Origin of the sequence: Mammaliicoccus sp. J-M40, assembly GCF_022386395.1 — a bacterium.
Lineage (GTDB): Bacteria > Bacillota > Bacilli > Staphylococcales > Staphylococcaceae > Mammaliicoccus > Mammaliicoccus lentus.
The window spans coordinates 11,354-25,102 of the sequence record NZ_JAJNIQ010000007.1 but is presented as its reverse complement, the minus strand read 5'-3'; the positions used below and the strand labels follow the sequence as shown (position 1 = coordinate 25,102).

General features: G+C 31.5%; 14 protein-coding genes. 2 read left to right on the top strand and 12 right to left on the bottom strand.

Annotated features, from left to right (window positions below):
- Positions 1-24 precede the first annotated feature (24 nt).
- The 8 genes from LQ688_RS14035 to LQ688_RS09140 form a co-directional block, all read right to left on the bottom strand.
- Positions 25-1,179: an SdrH family protein gene (locus LQ688_RS14035; protein ID WP_070044730.1), complete on the bottom strand. Its 1,155-nt coding sequence runs from the start codon at positions 1,177-1,179 to the stop codon at positions 25-27.
- Positions 1,180-1,365: 186 nt separating this feature from the next.
- Positions 1,366-2,847, bottom strand: coding sequence for a sucrose-6-phosphate hydrolase (locus LQ688_RS09170; RefSeq protein WP_135021562.1), 1,482 nt, complete (start codon positions 2,845-2,847; stop codon positions 1,366-1,368).
- Between the two features lie 73 nt (positions 2,848-2,920).
- On the bottom strand, positions 2,921-3,868 hold the full coding sequence (locus LQ688_RS09165; protein ID WP_017001230.1) for a LacI family DNA-binding transcriptional regulator: 948 nt from the start codon (positions 3,866-3,868) through the stop codon (positions 2,921-2,923).
- 171 nt (positions 3,869-4,039) lie between these two features.
- Positions 4,040-4,264, bottom strand: a complete 225-nt coding sequence (locus LQ688_RS09160; RefSeq protein WP_017001229.1) for a sulfurtransferase TusA family protein — start codon at positions 4,262-4,264, stop codon at positions 4,040-4,042.
- 17 nt (positions 4,265-4,281) lie between these two features.
- Positions 4,282-5,349, bottom strand: a complete 1,068-nt coding sequence (locus LQ688_RS09155; RefSeq protein WP_239752733.1) for a YeeE/YedE family protein — start codon at positions 5,347-5,349, stop codon at positions 4,282-4,284.
- 991 nt (positions 5,350-6,340) lie between these two features.
- Positions 6,341-7,120, bottom strand: coding sequence for a twin-arginine translocase subunit TatC (tatC, locus tag LQ688_RS09150; protein ID WP_070044732.1), 780 nt, complete (start codon positions 7,118-7,120; stop codon positions 6,341-6,343).
- Positions 7,121-7,192: 72 nt separating this feature from the next.
- Positions 7,193-7,417 carry a twin-arginine translocase TatA/TatE family subunit gene (locus LQ688_RS09145; protein WP_239724895.1) on the bottom strand — a complete coding sequence of 75 codons (225 nt, stop codon included), beginning with the start codon at positions 7,415-7,417 and terminating at the stop codon, positions 7,193-7,195.
- A 12-nt stretch (positions 7,418-7,429) separates the two neighbouring features.
- Positions 7,430-8,062 (bottom strand): redox-sensing transcriptional repressor Rex, encoded by a 633-nt coding sequence (locus LQ688_RS09140; protein ID WP_026023746.1) that lies wholly within the window; start codon positions 8,060-8,062, stop codon positions 7,430-7,432.
- Between the two features lie 162 nt (positions 8,063-8,224).
- Here LQ688_RS09140 and LQ688_RS09135 point away from each other — a divergent pair, with 162 nt between their 5' ends.
- Both LQ688_RS09135 and LQ688_RS09130 read left to right on the top strand, forming a co-directional pair.
- Positions 8,225-10,147 (top strand): ABC-F family ATP-binding cassette domain-containing protein, encoded by a 1,923-nt coding sequence (locus tag LQ688_RS09135; protein ID WP_210620372.1) that lies wholly within the window; start codon positions 8,225-8,227, stop codon positions 10,145-10,147.
- Between the two features lie 473 nt (positions 10,148-10,620).
- Entirely contained in the window at positions 10,621-10,773 is a 153-nt protein-coding gene (locus LQ688_RS09130; RefSeq protein WP_017001154.1) for a hypothetical protein, read from the top strand.
- A gap of 178 nt (positions 10,774-10,951) precedes the next feature.
- On the opposite strand, the gene tsaD is transcribed toward LQ688_RS09130, so the two are convergent.
- From tsaD to tsaE, 4 genes are read right to left on the bottom strand one after another with little or no spacing between them, the layout of a single operon-like run.
- On the bottom strand, positions 10,952-11,968 hold the full coding sequence (gene tsaD / locus LQ688_RS09125; RefSeq protein ID WP_135021571.1) for a tRNA (adenosine(37)-N6)-threonylcarbamoyltransferase complex transferase subunit TsaD: 1,017 nt from the start codon (positions 11,966-11,968) through the stop codon (positions 10,952-10,954).
- Positions 11,961-12,389 carry a ribosomal protein S18-alanine N-acetyltransferase gene (gene rimI, locus LQ688_RS09120; RefSeq protein WP_369917454.1) on the bottom strand — a complete coding sequence of 143 codons (429 nt, stop codon included), beginning with the start codon at positions 12,387-12,389 and terminating at the stop codon, positions 11,961-11,963. The genes tsaD and rimI overlap by 8 nt, the downstream gene beginning before the upstream one ends.
- Positions 12,390-12,400: 11 nt before the next feature.
- Entirely contained in the window at positions 12,401-13,066 is a 666-nt protein-coding gene (gene tsaB, locus LQ688_RS09115) for a tRNA (adenosine(37)-N6)-threonylcarbamoyltransferase complex dimerization subunit type 1 TsaB (RefSeq protein WP_239752732.1), read from the bottom strand.
- A complete protein-coding gene (tsaE, locus tag LQ688_RS09110; protein ID WP_017001157.1) occupies positions 13,047-13,508 on the bottom strand; it encodes a tRNA (adenosine(37)-N6)-threonylcarbamoyltransferase complex ATPase subunit type 1 TsaE in 462 nt (153 codons plus the stop codon). The genes tsaB and tsaE overlap by 20 nt, the downstream gene beginning before the upstream one ends.
- Positions 13,509-13,749 lie beyond the last annotated feature (241 nt).

Genomic DNA, 13,749 nt, shown 5'->3' with positions numbered 1-13,749 from the left:
AATGTCTCAGTCTTGTTTTTTATTTCATGTTCTTCTTAATCTTCTAATAATAAAGACGATGATTGCACCTAATACAATGACGATAGCAATTGAAATGCCTAGTATAGTTTGTTTCGTTATATCTTTTTTATCACTTGCATTTTCAAAATCATGTGTCGTTTTTTTAGTTGTCTGGTCATTATCTACAGTAGTTGTTTCTGTCGTTTTCTCATGATTTTTAAATTTCGGTTCTGCTAAATCTGGTCTTGTCCCAACTTTACTCGTAACTAAATCTAGTACATCTTTATCCATTTTATTATAATATTCTTCAGCATTACCTGGAATGAATTTTGGAGAATGTTCTGATGATTGTATACCGTCTTGTTGATAGTTTCCTATTTCATCTGTGTTTGGATAAGAAGGCATAGTTGGTATAGAATTTTCTATATCGTTTCCCTTTGAATTGTCTGATTTAGATTGGTTAGATGATTCATTTGATTTTGGTGGTTCTGAAGATGAATCATTTTTATTTGATTGATTTGGTGGTGGAGTTTGATTGTTATTTCCTCCGTTATTTTGAGGTTCTTCGGTACTTGGCTCTTCCGTACTTGTATCACCTTTATTTGGTTCTTCGGTACTTGGCTCTTCTGTACTTGTATCACCTTTATTTGGTTCTTCCGTACTTGGCTCTTCCGTACTTGTATCGCCTTTATCTGGTTCTTCGGTACTTGGCTCTTCCGTACTCGTATCGCCTTTATCTGGTTCCTCTGTACTTGGTTCTTCCGTACTTGTATCGCCTTTATCCGGTTCCTCTGTACTTGGTTCTTCCGTACTCGTATCGCCTTTATCCGGCTCCTCGGTACTTGGTTCTTCCGTACTCGTATCGCCTTTATCCGGTTCTTCGGTACTTGGTTCTTCCGTACTCGTATCGCCTTTATCCGGTTCCTCTGTACTTGGTTCTTCTGTTGAATTTTCAGTATTTTTCTCTTCTGATTTATCTTCTTCTGTCGATTTATCTTGTTCTGATGTTTTTTGCTTCTCTATCTTTTCATTACTTACATCGTTGTTTGTATTAGGAGAAGTATCTTTCGTATTATCTTCAATTGTTTCCTTGGCATCAACATTATTTACTGTATAACCTGAAAATGCTATTGAAGATAATATCACGGATGATAAAAATACATTTCTAAATATCTTCATTAAGATCTCCCCTCCTTGTTATTTTTTACAATTTCAGTATAAATGATAATTAAAACCTTTTCTATGCTTATATATAATATGTTACACAGAATTAATATTTTGTAATAACTTATTCATAAACCTCTAACTTATTACACATAATAAAACACCTGTTTTTTTAAAAACAACAGGTGTAGAGTTTTAATACTATTTATTAAATTCAATATCATACTTTGTAAATTTCAAATAAACTTGTCCTGATTCTGTAGATGTTCTAAAGTTAACTGCATCATTATCAGGAAATATTCTTGATGTGAATACACATTCTCCATCATTCACAAAAATTTCTAAACTAGAAGTATCACTGTATATTCTAAGTTGGTTTAGCTCATTGTCTAAAACAGTGGATCTTGTAGCCTTTTCTACCGCTTCACTCACTACTCCACTCTCAAAGCGATCTAAAGTAAGTTTTTTAGTTTTTGTGTTATATATTATTTGCGTTGAACACTTTTTAGAAACACGCACTTCAAAATAGATTTCAGTTGCATCATTATCAAGTATGTCTATAATGAGCTCATACTGTTTCCCTTCATACGGGTGTAATTTCACGGAATGCTTATTTGCATATCCTTCTGCAGTTTCTTCATTACTTCTCAATTTTTCTAATGCTTTAATTGGTCTTTGTTTAAGTTTGTTATTTTCTATCGTTAATTCTCTAGGAAGTGTTAAACAGTGTGCCCAACCTTCATCATCAGTCGCATAATCAATTTCAGGCAACCCCATCCAACCTATTAATATACGCTTTCCATCTTTATCTAAAAATGTTTGAGGTGCATAAAAATCAAAGCCTTGGTCCAATTCTTTAAACTGGCCATGTTCCATCGTTAGTTCTTCTAAGTTAACATTCCCAATTATGTATCCTGATTGGTAAATATTTTCGAATCGATCGTCCACTGCTTCAATTCCTTGAGGTGAGAAAACGAGTACATCTTGTCCATCTAATTCAAATAAATCTGGGCACTCCCACATAAATCCAAATTCATTTAATTCTGTTTTCAGTTCACCTTTAAAATTCCAATTTTTAATATCTTCTGATTCATAGACAATAACTGTACCTGTTTCATCTTCTCTTTGAACACCAAATATAGCATAATACTTGCCGTTTTGTTCCCATACTTTTGGATCTCTAAAATGTTCAGTATATCCTTCTGGGCTACTTTCTATAACAGGTTTTTCTAATTTTTTAAAAGAACCGTCTTCTTGTTCTACTGCTATCATTTGATTAGATGTACGTTCCCATTCAGAATCTCTTACATTACCTGTATACATTAAATATAATTTACCATTGTAATCAAAACCACTACCAGAATAAACGCCATGACTATCATACGATGTGTCTGGAGCTAAGGCTATTCCTTTGTCTTCAAAATGAATTAAATCATCACTTATGTAATGGTACCAATATTTAATACCGTGTACTGCACCCAATGGATACCATTGATGAAATATGTGATATTTACCATTATGATAAATTAAACCATTAGGGTCGTTTAATAACCCTGTTTTAGGCTGTATATGAAAAATTTGACGCCATTCAGACTGATTTACTTTTTTTTGTAGCTCTAAATATTCTTCTTCTGTTATATCTGATAATTTTGTATATCGTTCTTCACGTGTCCAATTAACCATTACCATTCTCCTTACTTTAATTTTGAACCGGTTCCATTTTATATTACTCAGTTATTTTATCATAACTTATTCTTTACTGCTCTTCAAAGTGAGTATCTATTACGTTAAGCTTTTTAACTTCTTCACCATTTAAAATATTTTGTAATACTTCAACTGATGTTTCACCCGCTTCTCTATAATTAAACGAAACTGTTTGTATAATAGGTGCGATAATTTTTGTGATTTTATTACCACCAAAGCCAATAATTTTAGGCATATCGTAATCAGCGTTTAACACTGAGTGATAAATTCCTAACGCGATGTTGTCCGTAGCTGCCACAATAACTTCATTATCTCGAACCTCAATATGTTTTCCGACTTCTTGTGCATCAGACATACTAAACGTACTTTCAATAAATCTAGGTACAATGCCGTTGTTTTTTAATGATACAAATAATCCATCTTTCCTTGTCTTACCTACTGCGACATCGTATTCAGAAACACCTATATAAGTGACATGCTTATAATTGTTTTTTATAATCCACTTCGCTACTTGTTCACCGGCATGATAATCATCGTGTACGATTGAATATAATAGCTCATGAGATTGTCCTACTATAATGACTGGGCATTCTATTGAATTTATTGCATTGAGATGATCATCTGAAATATGTGTAGCTAATAATATAATTCCATCTACTTTTCTTTTGGCCAATGTATAAATAGACTCTATTTCTCTTTCTTTTGATAAATCAGTATTTACAATCATTGTTTGTACATCTTGTAATAATAATGAAGATTCTATGCCTTTTAATGTTTCAGTTGTCGCATAAGAATCTAATCTAGGCACGATTGCTCCTATTAAACCTGTTCTTTTAGCTTTCAAACTTTGCGCAAACTGATTAGGTTTATAACCTGTCTCTTCTACAACTCTATGTATTTTTTCTCTTGTTACTTTACTAATTGATCCGCCATTTAAGTATCTAGAGACAGTACTTTTAGATACACCTGCCATTTTAGCAATATCTTTTATAGTCTTCATGAATACACCTCTCAAAGAAACATTCTATCATAAAACCGTTTCCATTACTCTAAAAATAAATAACCAAAATATAAGATATACATAACTTTCATTTCATTATATAAAACTATTTTTTTAATAAATAAAAAGCTGAAACATCAAAAATGTCTCAGCCAAACACAATTTATAAAATTATTGTTTTTCTACTGTTATTGTCCAAGAAGCATCGCCGACTTGTTCATAATTAGTTACGGGATAACCGTTGTCCGCTGCCCAATTTGGTAATGCTTCAGTTGCTTGTGTACAATCAAAGTCTATTTTTAATTGTTCACCTGCTTGTAATTCGTCCATTTTATTTTGCGCTTCAATTAATGGGAATGGGCAAACCATCCCTACTGTACCTAATTCATGTACCATTTATAAACACTCCTTAATTATATACTTTGAGTTGAAACTTGTGTTTTTGTTTGTTTTGCTTTTCTAGGCTTAACAAAGATAAAGTAACTCATAAACCATGCTCCAACAATCATTGAAGGTAATGCAACCCAACCTTGCCAGCTCATTGCTGCAGTTGATACCAATCCGTTACCTATAGAACAACCACCTGCTAATGATGCGCCTACACCCATGCAAGCTCCACCAATAACACTGTTGCGAATCGTTTTAGTATCCGGCATTCTCCATTTGAATTCTCTTGAACCTTTAGCTGCAATGTAAGAACCAACAAAGATTCCTAATACTAGAAATAAACCCCAATTAATTAATGACATGTCGCCAGTAACTAAAAATTGAACGATATTTGCTGATGGTGTTGTAATGCCTAAACCACCAATTCTACCTGTTGATGCACTCATTGGCCATGCAATCAGTGCAATTAATCCTACTACTACAGCAGCAGCAAATGGATGATATCTCTTTTCAAATAATATATGTCTAATACCCGTATGCTTTTGTTTCAATTGAGGTATAGCTATTTTTGGTTTTTTTAATGTCTTTGTAACAAAGTAAGCTGTAATACCAACTAATAATACTATTAAAATCCATACTGGAATATTTAATGTTTCTGCCATATTTGAATTCACAACTGTATATGAATTTATATTTTCTTGTAATGGATTTAAAGGACCCGATTTCATAATTGCAGCAGTTACACCATATAGAACTAAAGCAACCCAACTACCAATAAGCCCTTCAGCAGCTCTATACCAAGTACCAGTTGCACATCCTCCAGCAAGTATAATACCTATACCAAATACAAATGATCCTATTATTGTACCAACTAGAGGAAATGTTGCAGCTTCTAGTTTAAATACGCCTAAACCTACTAAAGTAAATAACCCGATACTTTGAACTGAAATAGCAATTAACAAAGCATAAAACATTTTATTATTTTTCTGTACGTACATATCTCTAAATCCGCCAGTTAAACAAAATCTTGTTCTTTGCATAACGAAGCCAAGTAATATACCAACAATTAAACCACTAATTATCATCCAGATCATTTCATTTAACAACTCCTATTCTGATTATAACGATAGGAATAATATTATATCATATTTCTGGATTTTTCAAGTTACTATTTGATTACAAAATTTGTACAGCACAAGATAAAACCAAGTCTAGGACATAATTGTGTCTCAGACTTGGTTTTATAGTTCTTATATCTTCCATTTTTCTTAAGTTTATTGCTATTATGGCGACTCTTAAATCATATATTACTTTAGATTTTCCTCGTGAAAATATTCGAAAGTGTATTACTTTTAGGTTTGAACCAGAAAAAAAGTTAATTCTTAAGTTTACGTGTTACTTAATCCAATAAAAGAATGATTACTTGGATTATTGTTGTAGTAAATCCAATAAGAGTATGGTTAATTGGATTATTGTCTTCGTTAATCCAATAAAGGTACGGTTAATTGGATTATTGTCTTCGTTAATCCAATAAAGGTATGTGTACTTGGATTATTGTCTTCGTTAATCCAATAAGAGTATGGTTAATTGGATTATTGCTATAGTAAATCCAATAAAAGTATGGTTAATTGAATTATTGTTGGAGTAAATCCAATAAGAGTGTGGTTAATTGGATTATTGTTGTAGTTAATCCAATAAGAGTATGGTTAATTGGATTATTGTCTTAGTAAATCCAATAAAGGTATGTGTACTTGGATTATTGAAATAGAAAATCCAATAAGAGTATGGTTAGTTGGATTATTGTCCTAGTAAATCCAATAAAAGTATGGTTAGTTGGATTATTGTCATCGTTAATCCAATAAGAGTGTAGTTAGTTGGATTATTATCATCGTTAATCCAATAAGAGTATGGTTAATTGGATTGTTGTCTTAGTAAATCCAATAAAGGTATGTGTACTTGGATTATTGAGATACTAAATCTAATAAGGAGCCACTACTTGGATTTATATAATACTTAATCAAACAACAATATCAACTCTTGCTTTTTGATTAATTCTATCCAAAAAAGAGCTAAGGATTTACATCCCTAGCTCTTTTCAGTTTCATCTTCATCCATGCCTAATTCTTCTTCCATAAGCTTTTGTTCTGCTTTTAAATATTTCTTATATCCAACCTTAGATATCATAATACTTATTTCATATAGTACAATCATAGGAATCGTGAATAGCATATGCGTCATAAAGTCTGGCGGTGCTATTAAAGCAGCTAAGACTAACAATATGAAGTATGCATACTTTCTATTTTTCTTTAAAAACATCGGTGTCACAATACCTAATCGTGTTAAAAACAATAGCAGTATAGGCAGTTGAAATACAAATCCGAAAGGTATAGTAAATTTAAACAACTCACTAAAATATTCTTTAATGCCTATCGTTTGTTTAATGCCCATATCGTCTGCCAATCCCATTGTAAACGAAATTAAGTAAGGGAAAATAACAAAATAAGAAAACAATAATCCAATGATAAATAATCCTAAACTAAAAGGTATATAACTTAAAGTGACTTTTTGTTCTTTTGGATGTAATCCTGGTGATATGAAAGCCCATAACTGGTATAAGATAACTGGTGAGACAATTATAAAAGCTATTACGACAATCATTGCTATGTATATTGTAAGAGGGTCCGTTATTCTGAAAGCATTTAGTTCTAATGATTGAGTAAAATCATCATTCGTAATGTAATGAATGACTGGTTTTGCAAAGAAAAAACCTATTACTAATCCCCCGATTAGAAAGTAAGCAACTACCATTATACGTTTACGCAATTCTTCTAAATGTTCGACAAATGTTAAGTTGTCTTTATTCACCGCTTTACCTCCAATCTAAAAAAAGATGTGGCAGGATTCCCGCCACATTTATATGAACATTATGTCCGTGCTTTATTTAACTTCTTTGTCCTGACTTTGTTCGTCGCTATTTTTCTTATCGTCGAAGTTTGTCATGCCATCTGTAGCGTCTTTAAATTCTTTCAAAGTTGAACCCATTGCTCTTCCAAATTGTGGTAACTTCTTCGGTCCGAAAATAATCAGTGCAACTACCCCTATAAATAATAAACTAACTGGTCCTGAAATGCCGACAGTATTGATAAACGCTAATGCTTCCATCTTGATACCCTCCTATTGATTCTTCATAAAGAAGATTAAAGATTGTAGTTCTATTCCTAAATCTATATGATGTACTTGAACTTTCTCAGGTACGTTTACTCTTTGAGGTGTAAAATTCAGTATTCCAGTAATACCTGCTTTTGTTATTCTATCTGCAACTTTCTGTGCAGCTTGTTGTGGTACTGTCAATATTACAACTTCAATACCAAGTTCTTCAAGTACTTTCTCGAAATCGTCCATGCTATCAATCGTTAATTTACCTACCATATTACCTACTACATCTTCAGATTGATCAAAAGCTGCTACAATTTGCATTCTATCATTAACCGTAAAGTTATAGTTAACGAGTGCAGTACCTAAGTTACCTACACCAACAATAGCTACTTTTGTCATATCATCTTGCTCTAAAGTTGTTCTGAAAAACTTTAATAAATAACTGATGTTATAGCCGTATCCTTTTTTGCCTAGTTCTCCAAAATATGAAAAATCACGACGAATTGTCGCTGAATCAATTTTGAGACCTTCACTAAGTTCTTTTGAAGACACACGGTCCACACCTGAATTATGCAAAGTGCTTACAAATCGATAGTACAGTGGCAATCGTTTCAAAGTTGCTTTTGGGATCTTCACATCATTCTTCGCCAAAATCCTCACCTTTTCTACTATAAAATAATGTGATTGCGTTCACATCTATTGGGTTAATTATATCAAACTTTTCTTGAAATAACTATACAAATATTGTATGCAAATAAGATACATTTCTTTAGTGTTTTCATGTAGAATAATAAGTAATAGAGAGGTGTAGATATGATACTTTTACAAATAAATAAATTAGAAAAGTCTTTTGACGGCGACATAATATTTTCAGATGTCGATTTTGAAGTCAAAACAGGCGAAAGAATAGCTATCGTCGGCAGAAATGGTGCAGGAAAAACCACATTGATGAAAATTATTGCTGGCACTGAATCATATGACTCTGGAAACTTTTCTAAAGGTAAAAATGTTTCAATGGGTTATTTAACTCAACAAATGACATTAGATTCTTCCGATACTGTTATGAATGAAATGAGAAAACCTTTCGAACATATCATAAAGCTTGAACAGAAAATGAATAACTTAACAAAATGGTTAAGCGAACATGCTGAACAGTATGATAGCGAAGAATATAAAGAACAGTTATCGCAATATGAATATTTATCTAATCAATATGAACTATTAGATGGGTATCAATATGAAAGTAAAATAAAAACAGTGTTAACAGGTTTGAATTTTACTGAAGAAGATTTTGATAGAGAAATACATTCATTTAGCGGTGGTCAAAAAACAAGGTTATCAATGGCTCAAATGTTATTACGCGAACCTGATTTATTACTGCTTGATGAACCTACAAACCATTTAGATATGGAAACTACAGAATGGTTGGAAAATTATTTAATACACTTTAAGGGTGCTATTGTCATCATCAGTCATGATAGATATTTCTTAGATAAAATTGTTAATCAAGTATATGATGTGGCACTTGGTTCTGTTAAGCGTTATATCGGCAATTATAGTAAATTTCTAAAAGAAAGAGATGCCCATTATGAAAAAGTAATGGCTGAATATGAAAGACAGCAAAGTGAAATTAAAAAATTAGAAACATTTGTTGAGAAAAATATAACGAGAGCATCAACAAGTGGTATGGCAAAAAGTCGTAGAAAAGTTCTTGAAAGAATGGAAAAAATCGAAAAACCAAGGTTAGATGCTAAAAGCGCTCAAATAGCTTTTGAAATTAACCGTTCAACGGGTGAAGATGTTTTATCTGTTAAAAACTTAGAAATTGGCTACTCTGATCGCATTACACCCCCTATAAATTTAGAGGTAAAAAGACACGACCGAATTGCTATAATCGGTCCAAATGGTATTGGGAAATCCACATTAATAAAAACGATTGCCCAAAAACTAGAATCATTATCTGGTGATATACGTTATGGTTCCAATGTCCAAATCGGTTATTACGATCAAAAACAAGCTGAATTTAAATCTAATTTAACGATTTTAGATTATGTTTGGAATCAATATTCTCATATGCCAGAAAAAGATATTAGAACGATTCTTGGGCGTTTTTTATTTACACAAGAAGAAGTTAAAAAAATAATCAATGATTTATCCGGTGGAGAAAAAGCTAGATTACAGCTTGCATTACTCATGTTAGAAAAAAATAACTTACTCATTTTAGATGAGCCTACAAACCATTTAGATATTGATTCAAAAGAAATGTTAGAACAAGCTCTACAAAATTATGAAGGTACACTCTTATTTGTAACTCATGATCGTTACTTTATTAATGAACTTGCTAACAAAATATTTAATATTACTGCTGATGGTAACGAATTATTCCAGGGAGATTATCAATATTACTTAGAAAAATTAGAGCAACGAGAAGCAATCGAAAACTATGAACAAAGTAACAAAAAGCAAACCGCTTCTACTAATGATGATGACTTCTATATTAATCAGAAACAACAAAAGAAAGAAAAAAGAAAATTAGAAAGACAACTTGAAGAAATAGAAAGTAATATATCTGAATATGAATCACTTATAGAAGATTATGAATATCAACTTACTTTGCCTGAAGTATTTAATGATATTGAAAAGAGTAATCAAATTAATAAACAAAGAATAGATACAGAACATCTGCTCGAAGAAAGTATGAATAATTGGGAAGAAATACAAAATCAATTAGATTAATTTAAAAGTATTAGAGTTATTTTTACACTCTAATACTTTTATTTTTTATATTTAGCCACATTTTTATTCACATTAAAAAGTCTTGTTTTACTAGTAGTCCACAGAGTTATCCTACTTATCCACAGGTAAATTGTACAACCATTCTTTTTAATAATAAGTTATCCACAAATATTTAAAAAGATATACCTAGTTTATCCACAAAATGTGCTTAACTTGTGCACAAGTACAAATGTTCCGTATTGACTTTATTAATTAAGCATGTACTTCATACTAAGAAGGTAAAGATTATTAATTAAAAATATATTTAAACATAATTTTTTAATAATATAGAAAATATTAGTAGATTTAAAATCTAAAAAGCCTTATAATTCAGTTAACCAATTTCTTTTTAATTTTCAAAATTTATATATTTTATTAAATTGGCTAATTTCACTAATCGTTGGTCTGACATGAAACAGAAGGGATGGTAGTTCATGAAAGAAAATAATGAAAATATAGAGCGCTATTCAACCCAGGCTAAAGAATTACTAAATCTTAAAATTATAACTAAAGATGAATATGAGGAAAGAATACAAGACTACACTGATTACACAAATAGTGAAGGTAAGTATTCACGAAAACAATAGCATTATCTTAATACTTATAGTATTTAATAGATTTATCATATACATGCCTATTTGAAACAAAAATAAGCATATCACTTAACTGATTATTTCAGTTTAAAAGTGATATGCCTATTTTTTATACTTTACGATTTATTTCGTGCAAGCTTGCCAATAGAAAATTTATTGTTTAAAAACAACTCTAATCCATCATTTCTATATCTAATGAACTTTTTCCATTAAGCTTCATGTCCGCTGTCTTACCGTTTACATAAAGGTAATGAGCTACTGAACCAATCATCGCAGCATTATCTGTACAGAGATTTAGAGGTGGTATTTTTAATTCTATTTGTTCTCTTTCACATTCTTGCGCCAATACTTTTCTAAGCCCTTTGTTTGCGGCAACTCCTCCTGCCACGACTAGCTGGTCTACTTTATATTCTTTAATGGCAGACATCGTTTTACCTACAAGAACTTCTACAACACTATTTTGAAAGCTTGTTGCTACGTCTTCGGGTATAATTTCTTCATTTTTTTGTCGTTTGTTATGAAGTGTATTTATAACAGCACTTTTCAAACCACTAAAACTAAAATCATAACTATCTTTTTCTAACCATACTCTTGGGAAATTTAAATTATCTTGCCCAATTTCTGCTAATCGATCTACTTCTGGTCCACCTGGATAAGGTAATCCTATTGTTCTAGCTACTTTATCATATGCTTCGCCTACAGCATCATCTCTTGTTTCACCTATTATTTCAAAGTTTAAATGATCTTCCATATAAATTAATTCTGTATGACCACCTGATACAATTAGCGCCATTAATGGGAATTGTAGAGGCTGAATTAGATTGTTAGCGTATATGTGACCAGCAATATGGTGTACTGGGATTAATGGCTTTTGGTAACTAAATGCTAAAGCTTTAGCACTCGCTACACCTACCAATAATGCCCCAATTAATCCTGGACCTTCTGTAACAGCAATGGCATCTATCTCTTCCATAGTCATCTCTGCATTTTTCAAAGCTTCATCGACTACTCGAGTAATCACTTCTACATGTTGTCTACTCGCTACTTCAGGTACTACTCCACCAAACTTCTTATGTGTCATCATCTGTGTTACGACTTCGTTACTTAATATTTCTTTACCATCTTTAATCACACTAGCTGCAGTTTCATCACAACTTGTTTCAATACTTAATATTATAGATTCACACATTTTTTAGACTCACCCACATTACTTTTGCATCCTCTCCGTCGCCATAATAATTTTTTCTGACGCCACCATACGTAAACCCTGCTTTTTCATATACATGTCTTGCTACATCATTTTCAATTCTTACTTCTAAACTCATTGTTGTGCATGTTGAACTCGCAAAATTCATTACGTATTCTAATAACAATTGACCGACTCCGCTATTTCTATAATTTCTACTTACTGAAATCGTCGTAATTTGTGCTTGATCTATCACGAGCCACAAACCACAATAAGCAATAATTTCTTCACCTAGCGATACTACAAAATAATGAGCAAATTCATTCTTCTCTAATTCATGATAAAAAGCTTCCATCGACCACGAACTATTAGTGAAACTCTGCTTTTCTATTTCATAAACTTGAGGGACATCTTCCATTGACATTTTTCTAATTTCTAACGTGTTGTCTGATTGTTTTTCCAATTTTGTTCCGCCTCTGATAATTTTAAATATCGTGGTTTTAGTTCGTGTACATTTTTAACAGGTTCTTCTTTAATATCATACATTCTAGAAGCATCTGGTAAATAAGATTTTATTTCACCTGCTAATTGATCTTGGAGCTTCTCAGCATCTTTCCCTACATATATATATGTTTTGTTTAATGACTCCAAGTATTCTTTAAGTGCTTCTATAGAGATGTAAGTATCTTCCATTACATTTGTTAATACATTATCTTCATACTTATATACACCAGTAAAGACATGATTACGTCTTGCATCAAATATAGGGACGATTAGCGTTTCTTTTATATCAGTTGTATGTGCCAAGGCTTTTAAAGAAGACACTTCATAAACTGGTATATTAAGTGCATATGATAAAGTTTTAGCTGTAGTGATACCAATCCTTAATCCCGTATAAGAACCTGGTCCATTTGCTACTACAATTTCAGTTAAATCTTTAGGTACAATATTGGCTTCTTTTAACAGATTCTCAATTACTGGCATCAATTGTAACGAGTGATTCTTTTTTTTATTTGATTGATGATTAAGTAATATTTGGTTTTCATTCGTAATTGCAACGGCTAATGGTTGATTGGAAGTATCAATCAGTAATGTCGTCATTATTTAACAACTCCTTCAATTGTTTATAGTGTTCACCTTTTGAAACAATTTCAAACGTTCTTGTATGCTCATCTAATCTCTTAATATTAATTTCTAATCTCTCTTCAGGTAGATAATCTTCAATGAATGTACTCCATTCGATTAATGTAACACCATCACCATTAAAATACTCATCAAAACCTAAATCTTCATCGCTATCTTCTAATCTATAACAATCCATATGATGAAAAGGCAATTTTCCTTTGTATGATTTAATTATATTAAAGGTAGGTGAATTAATATTTCGCTTAACGCCTAAAGCTTTACCAAAAAATTGACTAAATGTCGTTTTACCTGCCCCTAAATCACCATTAAGCAAAATGACATCATTTTTCGATACATGCTTTGCTAATTTTTCTGCAATATTTTTAGTTTGATCTAATGTTTGAACTTCAATATACAAATGTAACACCTACCTTTAATTTTACTAAGTTAAACTAACTGAATTATTATAACAAATAATTAAAAAATTGGGTAATGAATGGTTTTTTATCACTAAAGCGCTTACATTGTCTAAATATTTAGAAAAATCCAAATCTTCTGTTGACATGTCCCGAAATATGGGTTAAATTTAGTACATAAATTTTTTAATTATTCAAAATATATCGAAAAATAAAGATTCTCATTTAAGAAGAAAGGACGAG